The organism is Halosimplex aquaticum (assembly GCF_028747785.1).
Classification (GTDB): Archaea; Halobacteriota; Halobacteria; order Halobacteriales; family Haloarculaceae; genus Halosimplex; species Halosimplex aquaticum.
Genome location: NZ_CP118158.1, coordinates 256,436 through 278,919, shown reverse-complemented (window position 1 = coordinate 278,919; position 22,484 = coordinate 256,436). Strand labels below are relative to the sequence as shown.

Sequence of the window (22,484 nt, the reverse complement as noted above, 5' to 3'; positions counted from 1 at the left end):
CCGGCAGATGCACTCAACCGATACAGCGTGGGGTCAGAGAACCGTGACACAACCGTTGAGCGCACGCTCGGAGTTGCCAGATCGATGAGGACGCGATTCGGTGTCGATCCTCAGGTGATCACGCTTGCACTCGCCCGGATGTCTGAATCCGTCGGCAACTCGTTTCTCATCGTCGTCCTGCCGCTGTTCATCGCGAGTGACTTCGTCACGGGCAATACGTTCGGACTGACGGAGGTGTTCGTGACTGGGTTCGTCCTCTCTATCTTTGGGTTCGTCAACAGTCCGCTGCAGCCGTTCACCGGGCGCCTCTCGGACCGAACCGGACGGCGGAAGGTACTGGTCCTGTTCGGACTCGTACTCATCGCCGCGGCGAGTTTCTCGTACTCGCTGGCCACGACGTACTGGCACCTCCTCGGCCTGCGAGTCCTGCAGGGTATCGCCGGTGCGTTCATCATTCCGACGACAGTCGCACTCGTCAACGACCTCGCCGACGAGGGGAATCGCGGCGGCAATATGGGGACGTACAACACGTTCCGGCTCATCGGATTCGGCGTCGGCCCGATTGCCGCCGGTGGCGTCGTGGCTGCCGGGCCGTACTCGCTGTCGCTCGGGGCCACGACACTCTCGATGACCGGCTTCGACGCCGCCTTCTACTTCGCGGCCTCAACCGCCACACTCGCGTTTCTGCTGGTCCTAGGACTCATCCGCGACCCTGACGTCGAACCCGACGATTCTGACGAGTCGGTAATCGAGGGGATTGCCGTCTTCGATCGGACCGGGACGAACCTGCTCGACCCTGTGTTCGCACTCGGAGTCGTCTCCTTTTTCATGGCTGTCGGCATTGCCCTGTTTGCCACGCTCGGGAGTATCGTCAACGCACGGCTGGATCAGGGCCCAGAGATGTTCGGGCTCCAGTTCGCGGCGTTCATCCTCGCTCAGATACTCCTGCAAGCGCCGATCGGGCGAGCGACCGACTACTACGGCCGGAAGGCGTTCATCTTGGTCGGGACGGTACTGCTCGTCCCCACAACGCTCGCACAGGGACTCATCCCTGGAGTGGTGCTTTTCGAAGGCGTTGTCTCGGAGTCGTGGCTAATGTTCATCGCACGATTCCTGCAGGGCGTCGCCGGCGCGATGGTGTTTGCCCCCGCGCTCGCGCTGGCGGGTGACGTCGCGTCTGAGGGCCAATCCGGATCGACCCTGTCCGTCCTCACGATGGCCTTCGGCTTCGGTGTCGCCGTCGGGCCGTTGCTCTCGGGCATCCTCATCACCTGGGGGTTCGTCGTTCCGTTCGCCTTCGGCGCGCTCCTCGCTGCAATCGGTATCGTCCTCGTCGTAACGCAGGTAGAAGAGGTAAACACTCCCCGACGGCCAGTTCCATTCGTTGGATACGTAACGTGACAGACGTTCCGCTCAGTACAGGCGAACGATGTAACGGGAGTTGTCGTGACCTACCTCGTGGCTGTCAGAAGCGGCGTGCTGAATACAGAGGTTGCAGTCAGCAAATTCACGTCCCCGCTAGATGGGTTTTAGCATACTGTTGTACTATCCACTACTCCCCGCCCCGGACAACGTGGCCGTACTTCAACAGAGCAACGAACACAACCCCACCGACTGCGTTTCCCATCGTGGCTAACGCGAGGAACGATACGTAGTCAATCACTGATACTAGGGGCGAGAGAAAGACGCCGAACAGCACCTCAACGTTACCCGCGATTGAGTGAGGGAGGTGGAGGATACCGATTACACCCGTGACGATCCAGATGATAATGAGACGGCTTGTTGTCTCTTGAGCAGCGGTGACCAGCCACGCTAGTAGTCCCATCAGCCACCCCGCAAGCACGCCAGCGATGAAGAGCCATGTGAAATCGTGGGTAACGAGTGAGAGAGCGATAGTCTCGAAGGCCTCCGGCGAGGCGACACCTAGATCGGGCAGCAGCGTAACGATGAGTGCGACGAACGCCGCACCACCGACGATATTACTGGCGTAGACCAGACCCCAGAGACGGCCTAGTTCCGCGAGTGACGCTTGCCCGTCAATGACCGGCATCACGGCCACGGTCGTATGTTCAGTGAACAGTTCTAACCGTCCTAAAATAACAAACATGAATCCGACGGAGTAGACACTTGCGAGTAGTAACTCCGTCCCGAGATCCCCGTACCCACCCGATGAAAGAGTGAGTATCACTGCCATCAATAATGGTCCAAACCCAATATCAAGGCCGGCCGAGACTCCAGAAAGTAACAATCCGTTCGTTTCGCGGTTGACTTCGTGGTACCCGCGTTCAATCAACGAATTGAGAACCTCTGTAACTCGCATCGGATCAGCGGTATCCCCGTTTTCCGGTCCTGATTCCTCCACAGACTTCCTCCGTGTCCGTCGCTCAAAAAGCATATTGACCGATGCAAATCAGACGCATCTTCGTGACCAGTTTGGGAGAGTTCTACCCTGACCAAGGCAGAATGAACGACCTCCAGTGACAGAACCGCGCCCTATATTCCGCACGACACTCTGAACACTACCGATTTTCGGCAAGGTGGCCAGCGGTCAATACGCAGATGTACTGCGCAGGGAATTCAGCGGGGAAACCACTGAAAACAGTAGCCAGTTCTACTGCCAGCGGCGGATCTGTTCAGTACAGGGCTTGGCCGTATCACCGAGAAGCGTCTCGATGGATGAGATTCCCGTCGATATCTCGAACAGCCAGTCCAAAAGTCCACACAAGCAACGTTTGGATTCTGGGCCGAACAAGATGTATCTGCACCTGCCAGCAGCAGAATCTTCCACGTAGGAGTTATTAGTTATGTTGGGTGTTATCAATGGGCGATATCGACGTAGCTATCGGCATCGACGCGGACTGTGTCGCGGGATGGCTCGGGTCGTATGGTGGCGAAGACTCGCCTGCAGACCTCTCCCGGGGACTATCGGCAGGCAAGGAGGGCATACCGCGCCTCCTCCAGTTACTCGAAGACCAGGACGTCACGAGCTCATGGTACGTCCCCGGACACACCATCGAAACGTTCCGCGACGAAATCGAAGCCGTCGCGGCTGCTGGCCACGAAATCGGCATCCACGGCTACACTCACGAGAATCCGACTGACCTCTCCCGCGAGCAGGAAGCGACCATCATCGAAGCGTCCATCGACCTTGTGGAAGACGTCACCGGTTCCGAGCCGGTCGGCCACCGGGCTAGCTGGTGGGAGTTCAGCGACAACACGCCCGACTTGGTTGAGGAGTACGGATTCCTCTACGACAGCAGCCTGATGGAGCGCGAGTTCGAGCCCCACTGGATGCGGAAGGGCGACGAGTGGGCAAAAATCCAGTACGACGAAGCCCCTGAAACGTGGATGGAACCGTATCGGGAGGGCGAGGAGACGGATATCGTGGAGATCCCCATTAGCTGGTACCGCGACGATATCCCGCCGATGCTGTTCATCAAGCAGCCGAACTACCACGCCGGCTACAAGGACCCCGAGATGATGTACGAGCAGTACTACAAACGCCAGTTCGACTTCCTCTGCGACCGCCGCGGTGCGGGCGTCTACACGTTCACCATCCACCCGGACCTCCACGGCCTCCCGCACATGATTCCCCTCTTGGAGGAGTTCATCCAGTATGTCAAGGGCACGGACGGCGTGGAGTTCCACACCCTCGAAACCATCGCACGGAAGTACAAGGACGACCCCTCGGTCTACGAGAGCGAAACCGAGTACGTCTAACGGAACGCCGCGAATACCTCTCGGATTTTCTCGCGGTCGTCGTACGCCGACAGCGCCAGCAGTAGCGCGAGGCGTGCCTTGTGAGCGGGCAGATTCGATGCGAAGATAGCGCCGTGTCGGTGCAGCGTCTCTCCGCCGCCATCGCCGCCGTACACCGGCACGACAGACCCATCGAAACAGCGTGAGGTGACGACGACGGGCACGTGATCAGCAGCGTTCGCGACGGTGTCGCCGAGACCCGCTGTGACGTTCCCGAGACCAGTCCCCTCGACGACGACGCCGTCGGCGTCTCGTTCCAGCGCGGCCTCCAGTAGGTCAGCACCGACAGCGGATCCGCTCTGCACCACGTATACGTCGGGTGCGAGCGACCTCGCGGGTATCGTCGGCGACTCGCTCCTCGGCTTCCGGATGACGTGCACCGTGTCGCGTTCGACGGTGGCGACGGAGCCAGCGCCGGGCGATTCGAACGCCTCGAGTTTCGACGTGTGAGCCTTCGTCACGTAGCGGGCCGCGTGGACTTCCTCGTTGAACGCGACGAAGACGCCGCCGCAGTCACGGTCGCTGAACTCGCGTGCGGCCCGAAACGCCGTGCGAAGGTTCGCGGGGCCGTCGGGACTCAGCTCGTCCGGTCGGCGCTGTGCCCCGGTCAGGAACACCGGCGTCTCCGGTGCGACGGCAGCGTCGAGATAGAAGGCGGTCTCTTCGAGCGTGTCCGTGCCGTGCGTGATCGCCACCGCATCCACGTCGGGATCGTCGTCAAGGGTTGCCACACGATCGGCAATGGATTCGAGCGTCGCGGCGTCCATCTCGAAGCTCAACGTTTGCGCGACCTGTTCGACGGTGACGCTCGCGTACGCTTCGACTTCCGGAACGGCTGAAACGATTTCTTCCCCCGATTTCGCTGGCGTCGCGCCACCCTCACCAGGCGTGCTCGCGATGGTACCGCCGGTGCCGAGAACGACAATTTCCATACGGGTAGTCCCATCCGGAGGGGAGTCAACGTTTTGCCGGTGAGGGATCGGCCACCCGCGACAACCTTCGTTTAGGCAACAGACAGCAATCGGTTACAACGGCCATGGGAATTATCGACTAACCAATCACGGTCAGATTTCATCCTCACCGAGTACGAAACCCGGCCCCAAGTCGGTGGACCCGCGAGTGCCGGACTCGGAGACTGAAGTGACCGCCGAATCCACAATCGAAGAGAGGTGGGCCACGGCTCACGTCAAGCGGTCCAGTCAGCGATGGGAAACTCGTCGAACCGCTCATCGTTCGAGTCCGGAAGCACGTACTGCTCCCACTCGTGGACGCCCGGGTCGCCGTAGTCGCCGATGTCCGGGTGTCGAGGAACGTCGTCGTAATCGGCCAGTCGCTCGCGGATGATTCGGCGGGCTCGTTGACCCGTCTCGGTGTCGCCCTCGAGTCCGTCGAACACCCACCTCGGCTGCACCGTGAGTTCGAGACCGTGGGGCGTGTGCCTGCTGTGACGCCGTTCGTAGGCCGGCGCGCGGGCCACCACGAACATCGATTCGCCAGCGTAACAGAACTCCCATCCGGTGTCGGCGGGGTCGCTCGGTACGTCTTCGGGCCACGGCTCCGGGTCGTGACGGTGGAGGTACGCGAGAAGGTCCCACACATCGTCTCGGTACTCCGCGACCGAGCGCGTTTCATCCTGCGGTTCGAAGAAGATAGCCAGTGCAGTGATGTCGGCGATGGCCGGCGCTTCGTCGAAGTAGTCCGCGAGTCCGTCGGCGACCGTCTCCTTCCCCGCCTCCGTGCTTGCAGCGGGCGCGAACATGTATCGGAGGTCGCCGTCTTGGTGGGCGTCGACAGCGAAGTGGCAGGGAAACGGCAACTCCTTGTCGGTCATCGTCTCGTGAAACGCGCCGTACCGTCGGGTCTTCCACTCCACGAGTCCGTCGTCGATGGCGGACTCGATCTGGGATCTCGTCTGGAGACCACTCACGACCCTACTAGAGCCGCGAGTGAATTAAACTCGCTGCCCGTCGCACCGGGCTGTGAGGGCGATGGTTACGGCCGATCGTCGTGGACGGAAGCGAGGTCGACCGTGGTTCCGTCGGGGGTTCGCAGATTGATGGGCGTGAGCGTGGTTCCGCTGGCGGCACCCTTCGCCGAACACGCCGAGACCGCAACTATCGCGTCCCGCTCTGCTCGGAACGTCACTGCGTCGCCAGCCTCGGCGGGACTCTCACGCACGTCGAAATACACCTGGTCGGTGACCGTCGAGTGTTGGAAGAGATTCATCGTATCGGGCACCGACGTGTCGAGGCCGAAAGCGTCGAGCGCCAACGCGAGGTTCTCCCGACAGCCGCCGGGTTCGTTCTGATACCCCTCGCCGGTCGGGCGGTCAGTGAGCATCCAACCGGTGCAGGGACCGAACATGATGTCGTGGACGCCGCAGTCGTCTTCGGTGATGGTAAGCAACTTCTCGCCCGCCGTCGTGTAGAGTGCGTCTCCGGTCGAGATGCGGAGTTTGCCGTTGCAGTCGCGGGTGTACGACTGGGCAAACGCCTCCGTGGGGTCGTTGCGGACGAACGCCACGAGGTCGGCGACCTGGCGCGATTCCGGCGTGATGACCTTGAACGTCTCCCCGGCGTCGACCGCGAACGCACTCCCACTCTTCGGTGGGATTCGATGGGTCTCCACGAGTGGGCCGACGGTCGCCTAAGTGAAAAATCACTACCCGGCGGTCGTGGATTAATCAGCATCTGGTGCCAGTTTCTCCGATGAAATCGTTGATATCGCCTCCGAATTAGTATTCGCGTTACAGCGATAGCGAGGCGAAAGCCTACCCGTTCACGGGTGGGATGAAGCGCCAGCGTGTGGAACCTGCGACGCATGTGCGTTCCGTCTGCAGGCATTCCAGCGGGCAGGTGTTGCAGATCCAATCGACTACGCTGAGCGGCCGGCTTATCTCGAAGAGTCGTAGCGCCACTCGAACAGCCTGTACTCGTTGTACGGACCTCCCCTCGTGACCTCGCCGGGAGTGCTGCTTCGAGAGCGGGAATTCATGGACTTCCTGGTGTTGCTACGTGGAATTTTATCGCCCCCCGAGAGCGGTGCGGGCGCCCGAACTCCCGCGGAGTACTAATGGCACATCGCGCATTCATCGCCTACGAACGACCGGATAGTACGTACAACCTGCACTACTCGCACATGGGCGGCCAGAACCTCCGTCTCAAACGAGCCATCACCGAGGAGACGCCGTTCGGGAGCGACAACCCGTCGGAGACGCTCCGGACGGTTCACGATCAACTCCTCGAATCGGACTCGCACGGAGAAGCCGGTTGCATCCTCGAACGACACGACTGCCCGTCGCCACAAATCGACATCGAACCGCGCGGGCTCGACTGGACGCTTGACGAGATCGTCACCGACCTGCTGGACTATCAGTACTACGACGCGTGCTACGTCGTCGACAGCAACTACCGGGTGACCGCCTACCGCACCCACTGGTTTGGCCTGCAACACGACTGCGAGACGATCGATGACTCACCTGCAGTCGGCCACGGTGCCCTTCGAACCGTCCGGTGGCACGAGGGCGAGCCGGTCGGTGACGGCTTCGCGCAGGGCGAGTTCCACGGGCTCAAGGCGACGGTCGGCGACATGCTCGATCGCGGCGTCTTCACCCACCTCGAAGCGATCGTGTACATGGCCCGGAAACTCGACGAGTGGACCACTGAGACACAGGCACTGATTGTTCGACATCCACATCTGAATCGGTAACGCAGGAGAGTCTCAGCGGCTCACCCGCCACTAGAGCCGTGTGGGCCTCCATTCGAACAGACCCATTGTTTGAGCCCTTCGACGGGACAGTTCGCCGAAAGACATAGACGGTGCATGCACGTACATGCATACATGGGGACGACGACGATCTCACTCAAGGACGAAGCGTACGAACGGCTCAAGGAAGCCAAGCAGGAGGGCGAAAGTTTCAGCGATGTCGTCCTTCGACTAACCGATTCGCCGAGTACCGAAGCACAGATCGCCGAACTCGCGGGCGGGCTCGGTACCGAGTTCGCCGAGATGGTTGAGGATTCCTCGGCCGAGGTGCGCGACTCACTCGACGTGGAGTCGGGTACCGACGAATGAGGCTCTTGGATACGAACGTCCTCGCCAAGTGGGGGAACCCGGAAGCGAGCGACGAGGTCGTTCCGTACCTGCAGGACCACGCGGACGAGCAGTTCGTCACCTCGTCGTTCGTCCTATTCGAGTTCTTCCGGCCCGCGAAGCGGCGGGACAACTCCCGCGAAGTCCACGCGTGGCTGGACCGAGTCTTGGACGGCGTCGAACCGTTCACCCAGAGCGCGGGCCTCTCAGCGGCGAGCGTCGAGGCGAAACTCCAGACACAGGAGACGTCACTCCCGATGCGAGATCTCCTGATCGCGTCCCACGCCAAGGACCTTGGAGCGACGTTCGTCACCGTGGACAAGGGTGACTTCGCGAACCAGCCCGTCCAACAGCTGCTCGACATCGACATCATTCGGTAAGTTTCCGACCAGTGGCTCCGGGTCACGCTCGATGACTGTCGTGTGTAGCGTCGATACCAACCTGATCGACCGAGACCCTCACAGCATGGGAACCGGGTAAACCGATTCACTCGAAATCCGGTGTGCGACGGCACGGTTCGTTTGTCGCCCCCGAGAGAGGTGCGGGGGAACCAGGCCCCTCGCAGAGTACCAATGGGACATCGCGCACTCATCGCCTACGAACGACCGGACAGTACCTACAACCTGCACTATTCACACTGGGGCGCCCAGCACCTCAGACTCAAACCAGCCATCACCCCTGAGACGCCGTTCGGTGGCGACGACCCGGAGGAGACACTCAGAACCGTCTACCGGCGACTTCGTGAAGCGACGACCAATAGCACTGTCGATCGCGTTCTCGACACTCACGACATCCCGTCGAGACAGATCGATATCGAACCGTGGGCGATCCGGCTCACCCTCGATGAGATCATCACTGAATATCTGGACTACCTGCATCACGAAGCGTGCTACGTCGTCGACACCGATTTCCGAGTTACCGCATATCGGACCCACTGGTTCGGCCTACAGTTCGATTGCAAGGCCGTCGAGGATGCGCCCACGGTCGGCAACGGTGCGCTCCGTACTGTGCGCTGGTACGACGGCGAACCAGTCGGCGACGGCTTCGCACAGGGGGAGTTCCGGGCGCTCAAAGACGTCGCCGGCGACCTGATCGACCGCGGTGTGTTCACTCATTCAGACGCCATCGACTATCTGGAGACGAAACTCGACGAGTGGGCCGAAGATCAGGAAGAACTCATCGTCCGTAGACCGCAATTTGTCGAGTAGCGCGTCCGATTCGTTCGGAACCCGGTGTGCGCCGTCGTGTGATTTTGTCTCCCCCCGAGAGGGGTGCGGGGGGCAACAAACGAGGCCTCGCGCTGACCTTCGATGGCGACGACAGAACCCTACGAGAGTGACTTCGACGAACAGAGTGGTCGAACGATCCCTGCCGAGGAGTGTCCTGAGTGCGACGGGCGACTCGCCACGGACGGCGGCGAAACCCGCTGTACAAAATGCGGACTCGTCGTCGAGGCGTGTCGACTCGACCGACGAGGACCGCGTATCTTCGACGAGGACGAGACGAACCGGAAACGGACGGGCGCGCCGATTACCGAAGCCCGTCACGATCGCGGCCTCTCCACGGAGATTGGGAGCAAGATCGACGGACAGGGCAACGAACTTCCGGGGAAGAAGCGACGGCAGCTGGGTCGACTACGCCGCGAGCACACCCGCGCGAAGTGGCGGTCGAAAGCCGAACGAAATCTCGCCCACGGCTGCACGGAAATCGCGCGAATGACCGGCGCGCTTGCCCTCGACCAGGACGACCGCGAGCAAGCCAGTGCCCTGTTCCGGTCGGCGCAGAACAAAGACTTGCTCCACGGACGGTCGATAGAGGCGTTCGCAGCGGGCGCCATCTACGCGGTCTGTCGCTGTACCAACGCCACCCGAACTCTCGGCGAAGTTGCGTCGGTCGCGCAGGTCGACCGCGAGCGCGTCACCAACGCCTACGACGTACTGAACGACGAACTCGGCCTTCCTGCACCACCACAGCGACCGCGAGAGTTCATCCCCAGCCTCGCCTCGGCGATGGACGTTCCCACGGACACCGAGTGTCACGCTCGCGCACTCGCCGAGCGCGCCTGGCGTGCCCAGGAAAGCATCGGCGTCCATCCAGCGGGCTTCGCAGCGGCGTGTCTCGCGGTTGCCTGCCGCGACCATGGCGAGGACTTCACACAGCTCGACCTCGCCGCTGCTGCCGACGTGAGCCCGGCGACGGTCCGCGACCATCGCGACACGATCGAAGCCGAACGGGAGGCGTGGGACCGATGAGATTCGTCTGGTTCCGTGGATGGGTCCCCGGCCTCGATCCGACCGTCGAGCGCGTTCACGAGTGCCGCCACTGTGGGAAATCGGTGGACTCGTCGACGAGTTCGTGTCCAGCCTGTGGCCGGTCGGCCATCGCGACGTACGAGATCACGTAGGCGCGCAGCAGGCGACCATTCTATCCGCGCCCTGAGGGGCGGGGCGCTCGTGTCCGGGCGCTCCGGAGACCCATGCACCCGCTCGAACAACTCGACTTTCCGACCCGAGCCGCCAAGCGCGCTCAGTACGAAGCCTTCGAGTTCGTCCTCACGACCGAGGGCATCCTCGTCCGGAACTGCAGCCATCCCGACCCGAGCGAACACGAGTACCTCGTGGCCATCGAGGGTGGGCTTCCGACCGAGTGTGAGTGTCCGGCCGACGAACACTACGAGAGTGCGTGCAAACACCGCGTCGCCGTCGCGATTCGGCGGCCACTTCTCGATGCGATGGCGCCGGCCAGTCAACCCATCGTGGCGGACGGCGGACGGGTCGAATCATCCACGACGCTGTCGGACTTCGAGGAAGTGACGGACCGACGCGGTGGAACAGATGATTCAGATGAGTCGGGCGAGGACTGCGACGAATGCATTGGCGAGTTCCCGTGCTGGGAGTGCGTTCTGTTCGGCCGTAAAGAACTGCCCGACTAGCTGTCCGCTAGCCTGGAGCCAAAGACGGATATCGCGAAGAAGCGAGCGCTGATCGCCGCTGATCCCGATAGTTCCAAATCGTGTCTCGCAATCGTCCGAGTAACTACCTCTACTGCTTTCGATGCTCACCAAGACCGGCCATTCCTTCCCAAGAGTGAAAACACATGCTCGCCAATGACAGTAACGAGATTTGTAGATAATGAGAGTAGGACGAAAAAGCTCAGATCACGACTGGCACGCTTTAGACGACGAGTTTTGTGGACACTCTTGGCAGTATCAGAAAGACGACGAGATCTCTCAAACGAAGGAGGTAGATGATCCGAAGGAACTGAAAGACGCCTATTGCGGACAATGCGAAGCCCAGCGGCGTGCCCAGGGTGTAGAGCCATAGCGCTCACCCGTATCACCGTCTGGTAGAGTGAACCGTTTGAATCGCCGTTGCTTAGCGCGGTATTCTCCAGAATAAGCCCGAACAGAGTGGTTGTTCGGATACCGTTCCACTCGCCGTATGATCGCCTCTCGTCGTCCTTTTCTAGTATTTACGAGCCAATAGATCCCCGTCGTTCTGCACGTAGATCGGCCCGGATGTTAACCATTATCGCAACAAAATAACAACCAAGAGGAAGGTATATGTAACGAGGGGTTTCAACCAGCCAATAGACACTGGTCGTGGCCATCGTTCCGGGGGGAACGTGGGTGCGGCAAGTGGCGACACTGGAAACCATGCGCCCTGCTAGTGATATCGACGACGCGGGGGAATCGATTCACAAAGCACTTCGAACCCTATGGGGGTCTGTTCCGAAACTCGGGGTCCTAACGGTCGCGCTGGCCCTGTTCGCCGTGGAACCGGCGAGCGCGCAGTCCGTCGGCGAATCGTTCTGTGAGACGGACATGGCCACGACGATCAAGAACCTCTTTACGCTCATTCAGTTCGGCGGCCCGCTCGTGGGTGGTGTCGTCGCACTCGGTGCGACGGTGGCGCTCCCGCTGTTCAGACGGGCGGATACCAAGAAGGAGTTGAAGTCGATACGTGCGCAGGGAGTCGTCTGGGGCGTCATCGTGGCGCCGCTCGGGACGACCATCCTGCAGTTCCTGCTCACGTCCGTCGTGGCGGGTGGGTCCAGTTGCAGCTTCTGATCCGGACGCTGGGCGTCACCACGGCGGTCGCGCTCGCCATCGCCGTGAGTGCGCTCGTCGCGACGCAGTCGGTCGCACGCCCGCTCGGTGATTCCCGATTCGCCCCGAACGAGACCGGTCACCACCACGATAGCGACCGGAGTCTGTGGTCACGGGACCGCGATACCATCAATCGGTCAACGCTCCGGAACTGGACAGGGAGCGGTGCGGCGGAGCGTTCGCTCGCCGCGACGACGGACGTGCCGTTCAATCGGCCACCCGGCGCCGTCGCGGAGTGGAATCGAGAGATCGTCTCCGAGTTCCCGGAGTTCAGGACGGACAGATCGGTCTACCCCGCTACGGCGTCGCCGACCGACGGGACGTTCGTTCGTGACGCCTATATCGAGATCTTCACCGTCCAGCCGTCGACGATTGTCCGAGCCACGTCCGATCGGCAACCGCATTACGTGGCTCCGGAGGGAGAACTCTACGCGACACTCGACTATCGGGTCGTCGTCCCACCCGATTCGAGTACGCCCAACGCCACCGAGACCTGGGAGTTACTGTCCCACGACGTCTCGGCGGTACAGCTCCGCGTCAACGGCAACTCCGAAGCGGAGAGTGGGGGAACGCACGTTCAGACGCTGGAGTACGACCTCGCCGAGCACGCCGGGACGGACCATACGCTCACGGTCGAGACCACCGTTTCCGTCTCGCTCCAGCACCACCACGAGTGGTGTTCGAATTTCTCGGCGGGCAACTGCACGTCGTGGTCGTCCGAGACAACGAATCTCTCGGAGAACGTCACCGTCTCGGATTCGATGGATGTGACGGAGTACAACCTCAACGTGTCCGGTTCCTACGCACGGTTCCCGAACGGCGACCTCGGCATCTTCGCCTTCAAGCACGACCCGTGGCTGGGATACGAACTCCCCGGTGGCCGGATCAACGGCATCTGGCGCTTCTACGCCGCTCGGGATCCGGGGTGGGACAATCTCGTGACCGCGACGGCCGAGGGCGTCTCGGTCGAGCACTCGCCCATCCATCCGTTGCAGGTCTCGGCGTACCCGATCAAGACCGGACCGACTGCATCGCCGGCCGAGACCGTCACAATCCAGGACGCTTACGGCTGGGAGTACGACCCCCCGTCGCTCCGGGAGACAGTCCACCTCGACGTCCTCGAACAGCCATACCAGGGGAGTTTCATGATCGCGGCGCGCTTCCAGACGCCCAACCAGACCGTCTCGGATCTGACCGCCTACAGGCTCGTTCACGGTGTGAAGACGGAGACCGATCCGGACGCGTACGACGAGATCCCGATCCACCGGAGCAATCTCACGCTCGACGTGCTGAACAGGGGTGCGACGAACGCGACCGTCCGCGTCACGCTCACGGACGCACAGACGGGCGACCCCATCGCGACAGAAGAGCGCGAGGGGTACATCGTGCTCGCTGGTGAGCACGTCCAGACTGGGTCCGACGGGACGCTTACGAAGACGATCGACCGGCCAGCCGGCGCCATCAGCGCCCGCTACGAACCCAGGCGTTGGTGGCTGCATTCGATCGGCTACGTCGGGGACTCGGACGCATCGTCCGTCCAGGGGACGGCACTCATGATTGTCCGGTGGATCTACCGTGCAGGCGTACCGGTGTCGTTGTTCCTGCTGGCCGTCTTCTTCATCGACCGCATCACGGGGATGCCTGTCTGGCCCCCATGGAGGGAACTATGACGGGTGGGCGCTTCTCTCGCCGGCGGTTCATCCAGGGCGGGCTGGCGCTTTCAGCAACCGGAGTCGCTGGGTGCGCAAACTTAGGCGTCCCCTCCGGATCACAAACGGCTTTCAGTAAGACATCGGTCGACGGCAATCAGCTCGTGGTACAGTTACAGTCCAAACGAGACTTCTCCCACGTAAATCTAATCGCACCCGATGGGAATGAGTTCCAATCACTAAGTGTTGACTCGGGGGCGTCCGAAATACGTTTTCCACTCTTTGACTTCTCCTCAGGTCAGCGCTACTCTCCGGGAGAACACGAAGTAGTCGCAATCCAAGACGGTGAACAAGTATCTTCTACTACGGTAGAACTAGCTCCTGATTTAGAATTAGTCAGTGTAGAGCAATATTCGGGTGGTGAAGATTCACCGCAGAACCGCGCGAATTTACTAGTGACTGTCGAAAACGTAGGAACTGGTCCGACATGGATTTACTACTTGGCATATGAGGGGGCACCTAATTCAACTCAGACACCCAGAGAAGGTCACCCAAGGAATTCACCGTCACAAGCTATTGAAAAGCCAGAATCAGAAGATGAAACGATTCTAACTCCAAAGGAATCACAGTCATTCCTCAGCCGGTGGCCCCCCTTGCGGTTTTCGGGGAATGAACATTGCAGAGGCATGGAGATTGAGTTCGATCTAACGGTATACTCTGGCGTTGGAGAGAACATCAAGCAGCCACTTCGGGCGACTCTCTCTGGTCAAAGGATTCAAGAACTGTACAGAGAGACTTGTAGCGACATTTCCGTGGAGATGGTGAAAGATGAGTAGGCAACTCTGGCGTTCGGTCCCGTTTGCTCTGGCTCTGGTAGCTGGACTCTTTACCAGACCAGTGCGCGCTCAGAGCGGTGATGATTCTAGTGGTGGAGGGGCTTTAGGTGATACCATTGTTTGGGCCATCCAGAAGGCGCTTGAGGTTCTCTTTGAACCTCTTGAAGCTATTATTGAACGTCATGCGAACGATGTAATCGAAATTATCGTCGGCACTCCCCATCCTAATCGCATCTTTGCCGAACCGACTAACAACTCATGGCCCGACATTTATGCATACTTTTGGGACGTTGTAGTGCCGCTATCGCTACTTCTCTGGACCTTAGCAGTCGGGATTGTAATTCTCTTGGAATCCACAAGTTATCTCTTCAGTAGCTATCACCGCGCAAAGTTGAAACGCCGGGCATTTGCGGGACTACTTGGGATTCTCGCCTGGTGGTGGATGGATGCGCTTGCACGTCAGTTTATCCAAGAATTAGCACTCTTTATCGCTCCTGACCTTTCTGAAGTTGAGCTGTTCCAGACCCTCTCGTTCGGATCAATTGGTGCTTTAACGACCGCGATTACTCTCTCTGTCGATTTTGCATTATTTGCGCTGGTTGTGCTGATCTATTTCATCCGTGAAATCGTGCTGTATCTCTTCACCCTCATGATGCCAATTATGATTGCACTGTGGATTCCGGGAGTTGGTCCCTTTAACCTCGTCTCCAAGTTCATGGAGCGCTTGGCGGGGTTCTACGTTCCTTTCCTGTTCATGACTATCCCGGTCGTTTTCCTATTCCGGCTTGCCCATATCTTGGGTGCTAATTTCTCGATCTCTCTCACTGGAATCGGCACTTGGCTTACCGCGCTGGTAATCCCAATTGTCGCCATCGTCTCTCCGTTCGTACTCTTCTGGCAGGCCGGGTCGATCTTTTTCATGGCCCAGAGCGCCTCGCGGCATGCATCCTCACGGCGAGCACGGTCGCGGGTAAACCGGACACGAGACACCGGGGGTTCCGCGCTCCACAGCGGGCGGAACTTCATCCGGGGTGTCCGCGGCCAGGCCGCCATCAGATCTGACGGGCAAGCGGTCTTCGACTCCGGGAACTCCCGTGCCCACGCCGCGGGATCGCGGCTCAACGATACGGGGTCGCGACTCCAGGGGACACTCCATCGGAGTTCCGGTACAGATGCCCGTTCAGACGGTGGCTCCACGGACAGATCCGAGAGTTCCGGTTCCGCCGAATCCACGGACAGCCAGGGCGAGTCGGACGATGGAGACGATCGCGACCGTCAGTTCGACGCTCTCAGGGATCCAGCGCGGACTGGCAGCCGTTCGAGTAGCGAATCGAACGACGACAGCGATCGCAGTGCGATCGACGACGACCCACGGTACATCCGCTAACCATGGACGACGACGCAGTCAAACGAATTCCGAAGTCGCTCGGTACAGACACGAAACTGCTCGGGCAGTACACGATGACCGACCTCGCTGTCGCCCTCTTCCCGGGCGTTCTCACCGTGCTTCTCCTGCAGGTGGTCCTGCCTGCAAACGTCACCGTTCGCGGCTACCAACTCGATTCACTGACGCTCCCGATCGCTGGCGTGATGATCGCCCTCGGTGCCATCTTCGTCTACCTCACGCCGGCCTACACGACCAGCGCCGACTGGGTTACCTCGATGCTCACCTTCCATCGACGCTCGGACCAGCTCGGCCACGAGGCAGCCACGGAGTACACCCAGATCGAGCGGGTGTATCCCGACCGCGGTGCGATCGAGCGCACGGACGGCGCGGTCATCGGCATGGTCCAGGTCATCCCGCCGACGATGGCGCTGGCGACCAGCGAGGAGTGGGCGACGAAGGCCGAGGCGTTCCAGGACTTCCTGAACACGACCGTCGAGTTCCCCATCCAGATCTACTCGACCACCCAGCCGTTTCCCGTCGATGAGCACCTCGCCCAGTACGAATCGCGACTCGACGATCCGGACGTCGAGGCGAACCCACGGCTCGAAGCGCTCATCGAGAACTACGTTCAGTGGTACGAGGCGGAACTCGAAGAGCGCCGGATGACGATCCGCGACCACTACGTCGTGGTTCCGGTGACGCCGGCCGAGGTACAGTTCGACGAGGCGAGCCTTTCCCAGAAACTTGCAGAAGTGCCGGTGCTCGGGCTATTCGTCCGGGAGTTGTACGCGCCCCGAAAGGCCGTCGAACGCCAGGCACTCATCGACGAACTCGACGACCGACTATCGCGGGTCCAGTCGGGACTCCGGTCGATCGACGGCTGTACGGCCCACCGCGTCGACGCGACCGAGGCGACGAAGATCATCGGCGAGTACTGGAGCGACGAGTCACAGCACTACGGCCAACTGGATCAGGTGCTTCGCACGCGCGGTATCGTCGGAGGTGGGCAGACGTGATCGGATCGTTGCTGTCCGTCCTCCCGACGCGAGAGGAGACCGACGAGGAAGCGGACGAGCAATCCGACTCGGAGACGGACCCGGAACCAGCCGAGAGGGGCACAGCCGAGGACCAGGACTCGGACGAACCAGCAGCGAATCCCACGACAAACGTCAGCGTCGAGTACGACGGCGCGGACTCGGAGCTGCCCTCGGTTCCCGACATCCACCAGACGGTCGTTACGCCGTCGAGCATCGAGCGCTATCCCGACGCGGTCCGGACGGGCGAGCAGTGGACTCGGACACTCTGGGTCGGGGAGTACCCGGACACGCCGATGGACGGGCTCTTCGAGACGCTGTACTCCACTGCGGATACGCGGCGAACGGACATCAGCCTCCACATCAGGCCACGGGATACGAACGCGACGCTCGACACACTCGAACACAAGATCGAAGACCTGGAAGCCGACCGCGAGTACCTGGCCGAGAAACGACGGGCGGGCGCCCGCGGCGTCGAGAAGGACCTGCAGGACTACCAGGACCTCTACGACGCGCTACGGAACACGTCGATGCAGGCCTTCGACGTCTCGATGTATCTCGCGGTACAGGGCGACGATCGCGACGACTTCAACGCGAACGACGTGATGAACACGACCCGGCAGTCGCCGGCGAACCTCACACCCGTGCTACCGCGGTGGACACAGCTCGACTCGTTCATCTCGGCCAGCCCGGTCAGTGTCGACAAACTCAACGAGTCGCTGGATACGACAACGCCGATGCTCGCTCGGGCCGTCGGTGCGATGTTCCCGTTCGTCGCCGGCGCCTTCGCCGAACCCGGTATCGAGTACGGCACCTACGCGCTCAACGAGAGCCCACTCATTCTCGACCGGTTCGAACGGGAGACGGGGTACTGTTCGATGGTCATCGGCCAGCTCGGCGCCGGGAAGTCCTTCTCGACGAAACTCCAGTTGCTCAGGCGGGCGATGTACGACCGGGACACCGTCATCATCATGCTTGACCCGCTGGAGGGATTCGCCGGCGTGAACGAGGCGCTCGGCGGGGAGCGCATTACCGTCGGCGGCACGCGCGGGTTCAACCCGCTCGAAATCAAGGCGACGCCCGAGGAGGTCCTGCGAGAGGTGCCCGATCTCGATCCGTGGTCCGAGCAGATCTCGTGGATGCTCACTTTCTTCGAGACCTTTTTCGCTCACGTCGCATCGAACCCGCTCGAAGAGCGTAAGCAGACGCTTCGGCGGGCGATCCAGGAAGCCTACGAACGCCAGGGGATCACTCGGGACCCGTCGACGCACGACCGGGAATCGCCGACGATTCGCGACGTGATTGCCGTCCTCGAAGACCTGCTGGAGGATCCCGAGGCGTTCGGGTATGCGACAGAAGGCGAGCAGGAGAAAGTCCAAGGCGATGCCCAGACGCTGCTGACGGATCTCCGACCGTCTTTCCGCGAAGGCGGCGAACTCGCGAACCTGGCCCAGTCGACGGAGTTCGATCTCGACTCGTCGGTGCTATACCTGGACCTTCACCAAGAAGAGGGCGCGACCGGCCGCTCGGAGACGAGTCTCATGATGCAGGTGCTGTTCAACGCGGTCTACGAGCGCGCCAAGGGGACCGATAAGAAGGTCATCTTCGCTATCGACGAGGCGCACTACCTGCTCAACGACGCGACGTCGCTGGAGTTCCTGGAGACGGCTGTCCGGCACAGCAGGCACTACGACCTTTCACTGCACTTCATCACCCAGACGGGCGGGGAGTTCACGCTGACGCCCGAGGCGCGGACGATCGCGAACCTCTGTTCGCTCACGCTAATCCACAGGGTCCAGGAAGAGGCCGAGAAGCTCTCGGAGTGGTTTGGCCTGACCGAGCGCGAGGTAGAGTGGATTCGGACAGCGAAAGCCGGCAACGACGAAGACGGATTCTCCGAGGCCCTGCTTGGCATCGACGAAGAGGGCTGGTTCCCGCTTCGGGTGCGGGCGAGTGAGTTCGAGGTCGGCGTGCTCGACCACTCGGGCGACTAACTGCTCGCTCCCACGTGTCCCAACTCGCGAGTCCGGGACATTGCCTCTGCTGTAGGCGATATACGTGCCACGTCGATCACTCCGACTTACGTATGTGGTACGATATCGGGGTACAACATTATTCACCGGTGCCACCGTAGTTCCCCTGTGACTCGCGGCCACTCATTCATCACAGCTACGGTCGTCGTTCTCGTGCTCTTCGCCGGTTGTACGGGCGTCGTCGAGAACAACGCCGCTCCACTTACGACGGACAACCCGGAGACGATCGCGAGCGATTCGCCTGCCACCGAGGGCACTCCACCCTCGTCCCCATTACCATCGCCGGACGAGACGACTACAGCAGAGACAACAACGGCGTCAGCGGATGGAGCCGTCGAGGTTCACTTCATCAACGTCGGCCAATCGGTGAGTACGCTGGTCGTCAGTCCCACCAACGAGACGATGCTGATCGACTCCGGTGACTATCAGGACGACGGTGAGTACGTCCTCCAGTATCTCAAATGGCACAACATAACCCGGATCGATCACTTCGTCGTCACCCACGCCGATGCGGACCACATCGGCGGGAACGCAGCCATCATCGACTACTACGAAACCGAGGCAAACGGGATCGGCGCCATCTACGACCCCGGAATCGCGGCGAGTACGCAGACCTACGAGGAGTACCTCGACGCCGTCGAAGCGCACAACGTGACGCTGTACGAGACACGCGAGGGCGATCCGCTGCCATTCGACGGTGCTGATGTCGACGTCCTCGGTCCACCCGAACCGTATCTGGAGAATCGCGACCGGAACGAGAACAGTATCGTCCTGCAACTCAGCTACGGAAACACGAGCTTCCTGTTCACGGGGGACGCCGAAGACGATCAGGAAGCGTATCTCGTCGACACGTACGGCAGGGCACTTAAGTCGACGGTCCTCAAAGCCGGCCACCACGGGAGCCAAAGTAGCACCAGCGGCGATTTGCTCGATGCGGTCAGCCCGAAAGCGGTCGTGATATCCAGTGCGTACGACTCGCAGTACGGCCACCCGCACGAGGAGGTCCTCCAGCGGCTAGCCAACCGGTCGATCCCGGCCTACTGGACGGCGACGCACGGCAATACGGTCCTCGTGAGTAACGGGACCCATATCACTATTGAGACGCAGCAGGGCGCACCCACCGATCCGACCAAACTCCGGACCGGGACGGCTATCCAGCCGGGTTCGACAGATCCCGTGGAGACCCGGACGACGATCGCCGGGTCGGAGGGCGGATCCACGGAGACGCCTGTCGCAACTGACGGCGGGACAGAGACTGCCGTAGACGAAGGCTCACTCGTCGTCGACGAGATTCACGCCGACGCTCAGGGGAACGAACAGGAGAACCTGAACGACGAGTACGTGGTCTTCAGAAACACCGGGACCGAACCGCTGGACCTGAGCGGCTGGACCGTTGCAGACGCGGCCGACCACACGTACACGTTCCCGGACGGATTCACCCTCGCTCCCGACGCGACTGTGACGCTCCACACCGGCAGTGGTTCTGATTCCGATACCGATCTCTACTGGGGCTCGGGAAGTCCGATCTGGAACAACGGTGGCGATACAGTGATCGTAACTAACCCGGCAGGTGACGAAGTCATCAGGGAGGAGTACTCGTGATCCCCGACGGAACCTACACGGCGGTCGTCGACCGAATCGAAGACACACTGGCGACGTTACAACTCGAAGGCGACGACGACCTCTACAATCTCGTCATCGGCGAGGAGGAACTCCCGGAGCCCGCACGCCATGCCGATGCGATCCTCGATGTCGAACTCGAAGACGAGGAACTCGTTCGAGCGGACTACGATGAAGCGGAGACCGAAGCGCGCAGAGACAAAGCACAGAGTCGATTCGACCGACTTTCGGAGCGTCCTCCTCGGGATGATGAGGACTCCCATTCCAAGTGACTGGGTTCAAGCGTTACACTTGCACTCGGTGGACTTCAGCAGTATCTTGCGGGTACGTCTTTGCGATGGATTAAATCCTGTTTCGTTCCAATCCCGGGTCGACGTGGACCGTGGCTCATGAATCACCACCCCACTCGACCCCACTCATTGCCAGTCACTCACTGAGAGCGGCGGCAGAAAATCCCACAGGACAGAAGGTCTTTGCTGCGAGACTGTGGGGGAAGTTGCCCGTACACAGGTGAGAGAAGCGATCTACTGCGCTCCGCAAACTGGCTCATCATCACCCACCCTATCTACTGTTACCGGCCCCTCCCCAGCAGGGGTGCTTTCAAATCTCCTGTAACTCCATGCTCAACCACTAATTATAGTGAAATGTGCGGTATAGAGCTACCAAAACAGATTGACGGAGCGCTCATTCACGTCCCCGACGTACTGGGGAATGCAGTTCACACCCGAACCTCAACCCCAGTGGGCTGCCAGTGCCCGTCCATTACACTGCCGGTTCTTGCGGACACCGGCCACGTGGTCATTCACCGGTGTCTGCTTCGAGTGCGTCGACACGCTCCTGCAGCTCGGCGATCTACTCTTCCTGTCGGAGACACACCGCCAGCCAGATCTGCGGCAGGAGCGAACACACGTTAAGTCCGGATACGTATAAATCGCTACTCACCGGGTGGGAACTACCACCTAAACGAATAGGGCAAACGATGATACTATACCGCAGATAACTGGGAAAATGCCCATCCGACGGGCAACGAAGCCATCCACTTCGTTGGAGCTGCCAGAACTCCACACCCAGATCCCACTCACCGCGACACGTCTTTGGACCCGCCCCACGCCCGGAATTCCGGGCACGAGGATGTTCCGAAGGGGGAACGTAGTGAGGTGACAGTTGGTAGATTCCGCGCCGCTTTGAGTTGCTGGGCGGAAGCGGCATCGCCACCGTGACCTTGGTGTTCGCTCTTGGTGGCCCCTTCGAAGACCATCACGACGACACGTCTGGCGAGTCCGGGGAGACGCCCAGCAATTCTGCAGCGTGCTCGACCCTGAGCGCGGAGCCGACGTTCCGTGGAACACAACGAGGTCGATCTCGTCGAGGAGATACGTCGGGACGTTCTGCTCGACGACCCGGTTGACGAGCGTCTCCACGTCTGCGGCGTGAGTCGTCCCGATCACCCCGTGGCCGGTGTTGAGAACCTCCGCGAACGTCTCGAAGCTCTCCGGCGTGTTGATCTCCGCGATGAGCTCCACGTCGGGATTCAGATAGTTGGTCTCGGTCATGAGGTCGGTCATCGTCACGCGCTTGTACTCGTCCTGGTGGTCGCGAGTCGTGAGCGACACGCCGGTCTCGTGGGGCAGCCAGACCTCCCGCGACCCTTCGTCGATGCTCACCGGGCGGTCGCGGAAGCTGATGAACGGCATGTGGGCGTTCCACATTCAGAAACTACTAGTAGACACTATTGTGTCGAAAACCACTATACGATAGATGACTAAACCATCATTCCATCATATTACCGACAATATTAATCAGGTCTGCTGGATTACAGTCGATTTCAGCAAAATACCCCTCATTACACGTCGAAGTCTCGATAACAAGATGACAAGTTCACGTGCGAAGATCTCAGTTCTGGTGCCCCGCAATACTCCCTTACAATCAACGATTCAAACGATGACCGCTTGCTTGGGTCCTACTC

At 60.7% G+C, this 22,484-nt stretch carries 19 protein-coding genes and 2 pseudogenes; 16 read left to right on the top strand and 5 right to left on the bottom strand.

Features of this window, described 5'->3' with window-relative positions:
* The first annotated feature begins 84 nt into the window (after positions 1-84).
* The gene (locus tag PSC72_RS01410) at positions 85-1,401 is read left to right on the top strand and encodes an MFS transporter (RefSeq protein ID WP_382261834.1); all 1,317 of its coding nucleotides are present in this window, start codon (positions 85-87) and stop codon (positions 1,399-1,401) included.
* A 151-nt stretch (positions 1,402-1,552) separates the two neighbouring features.
* Here PSC72_RS01410 and PSC72_RS01405 read toward each other — a convergent pair whose 3' ends face one another.
* Positions 1,553-2,320, bottom strand: coding sequence for a formate/nitrite transporter family protein (locus tag PSC72_RS01405; protein WP_382261833.1), 768 nt, complete (start codon positions 2,318-2,320; stop codon positions 1,553-1,555).
* A gap of 500 nt (positions 2,321-2,820) precedes the next feature.
* On the opposite strand from PSC72_RS01405, the gene PSC72_RS01400 reads away from it, so the two are divergent.
* A complete protein-coding gene (locus PSC72_RS01400; protein ID WP_274324113.1) occupies positions 2,821-3,720 on the top strand; it encodes a polysaccharide deacetylase family protein in 900 nt (299 codons plus the stop codon).
* Here PSC72_RS01400 and PSC72_RS01395 read toward each other — a convergent pair.
* The 3 genes from PSC72_RS01395 to PSC72_RS01385 all read right to left on the bottom strand — a co-directional run bounded on the left by PSC72_RS01395 (position 3,717) and on the right by PSC72_RS01385 (position 6,387).
* A complete protein-coding gene (locus tag PSC72_RS01395) occupies positions 3,717-4,691 on the bottom strand; it encodes an asparaginase (protein ID WP_274324112.1) in 975 nt (324 codons plus the stop codon). The genes PSC72_RS01400 and PSC72_RS01395 overlap by 4 nt on opposite strands.
* Before the next feature lie 254 nt (positions 4,692-4,945).
* Positions 4,946-5,686, bottom strand: a complete 741-nt coding sequence (locus tag PSC72_RS01390) for a YqcI/YcgG family protein (protein WP_274324111.1) — start codon at positions 5,684-5,686, stop codon at positions 4,946-4,948.
* A gap of 65 nt (positions 5,687-5,751) precedes the next feature.
* Complete coding sequence (locus tag PSC72_RS01385) at positions 5,752-6,387, bottom strand: urea carboxylase-associated family protein (RefSeq protein ID WP_274324110.1); 636 nt, start codon at positions 6,385-6,387, stop codon at positions 5,752-5,754.
* A gap of 160 nt (positions 6,388-6,547) precedes the next feature.
* On the opposite strand from PSC72_RS01385, the pseudogene PSC72_RS01380 reads away from it, so the two are divergent.
* From PSC72_RS01380 to PSC72_RS01315, 14 genes and pseudogenes are all read left to right on the top strand, one after another.
* Positions 6,548-6,670 (top strand): annotated as a pseudogene (locus PSC72_RS01380) (7-cyano-7-deazaguanine synthase QueC); the annotation flags it as partial.
* Positions 6,671-6,831: 161 nt separating this feature from the next.
* The gene (locus PSC72_RS01375; protein ID WP_274324109.1) at positions 6,832-7,467 is read left to right on the top strand and encodes a DUF6735 family protein; all 636 of its coding nucleotides are present in this window, start codon (positions 6,832-6,834) and stop codon (positions 7,465-7,467) included.
* Between the two features lie 132 nt (positions 7,468-7,599).
* Entirely contained in the window at positions 7,600-7,833 is a 234-nt protein-coding gene (locus tag PSC72_RS01370) for an antitoxin VapB family protein (protein ID WP_274324108.1), read from the top strand.
* Positions 7,830-8,231, top strand: coding sequence for a type II toxin-antitoxin system VapC family toxin (locus tag PSC72_RS01365; protein ID WP_274324107.1), 402 nt, complete (start codon positions 7,830-7,832; stop codon positions 8,229-8,231). The genes PSC72_RS01370 and PSC72_RS01365 overlap by 4 nt, the downstream gene beginning before the upstream one ends.
* Positions 8,232-8,423: 192 nt before the next feature.
* Positions 8,424-9,059, top strand: coding sequence for a DUF6735 family protein (locus PSC72_RS01360; protein ID WP_274324106.1), 636 nt, complete (start codon positions 8,424-8,426; stop codon positions 9,057-9,059).
* A gap of 102 nt (positions 9,060-9,161) precedes the next feature.
* On the top strand, positions 9,162-10,103 hold the full coding sequence (locus PSC72_RS01355) for a transcription initiation factor IIB (protein ID WP_274324105.1): 942 nt from the start codon (positions 9,162-9,164) through the stop codon (positions 10,101-10,103).
* 224 nt (positions 10,104-10,327) lie between these two features.
* Positions 10,328-10,783, top strand: coding sequence for an SWIM zinc finger family protein (locus tag PSC72_RS01350; protein ID WP_274324104.1), 456 nt, complete (start codon positions 10,328-10,330; stop codon positions 10,781-10,783).
* 840 nt (positions 10,784-11,623) lie between these two features.
* On the top strand, positions 11,624-11,920 hold the full coding sequence (locus PSC72_RS01345) for a hypothetical protein (RefSeq protein WP_274324103.1): 297 nt from the start codon (positions 11,624-11,626) through the stop codon (positions 11,918-11,920).
* Entirely contained in the window at positions 11,908-13,629 is a 1,722-nt protein-coding gene (locus PSC72_RS01340) for a hypothetical protein (RefSeq protein WP_274324102.1), read from the top strand. The genes PSC72_RS01345 and PSC72_RS01340 overlap by 13 nt, the downstream gene beginning before the upstream one ends.
* An 807-nt stretch (positions 13,630-14,436) precedes the next feature.
* Entirely contained in the window at positions 14,437-15,831 is a 1,395-nt protein-coding gene (locus tag PSC72_RS01335; RefSeq protein ID WP_274324101.1) for a hypothetical protein, read from the top strand.
* Positions 15,832-15,833: 2 nt separating this feature from the next.
* Positions 15,834-16,847, top strand: a complete 1,014-nt coding sequence (locus PSC72_RS01330; RefSeq protein ID WP_274324100.1) for a hypothetical protein — start codon at positions 15,834-15,836, stop codon at positions 16,845-16,847.
* Entirely contained in the window at positions 16,844-18,859 is a 2,016-nt protein-coding gene (locus tag PSC72_RS01325; RefSeq protein WP_274324099.1) for a VirB4 family type IV secretion system protein, read from the top strand. Before PSC72_RS01330 ends, PSC72_RS01325 begins: the two co-directional genes overlap by 4 nt.
* 147 nt (positions 18,860-19,006) lie before the next feature.
* Positions 19,007-20,500: a lamin tail domain-containing protein gene (locus PSC72_RS01320; RefSeq protein WP_382261008.1), complete on the top strand. Its 1,494-nt coding sequence runs from the start codon at positions 19,007-19,009 to the stop codon at positions 20,498-20,500.
* Positions 20,497-20,790: a DUF3006 domain-containing protein gene (locus tag PSC72_RS01315; RefSeq protein ID WP_274324098.1), complete on the top strand. Its 294-nt coding sequence runs from the start codon at positions 20,497-20,499 to the stop codon at positions 20,788-20,790. Before PSC72_RS01320 ends, PSC72_RS01315 begins: the two co-directional genes overlap by 4 nt.
* 1,071 nt (positions 20,791-21,861) lie before the next feature.
* Here PSC72_RS01315 and PSC72_RS25545 read toward each other — a convergent pair.
* A pseudogene (locus PSC72_RS25545) lies at positions 21,862-22,227 on the bottom strand (ATPase, T2SS/T4P/T4SS family); the annotation flags it as partial.
* Positions 22,228-22,484: the final 257 nt, after the last annotated feature.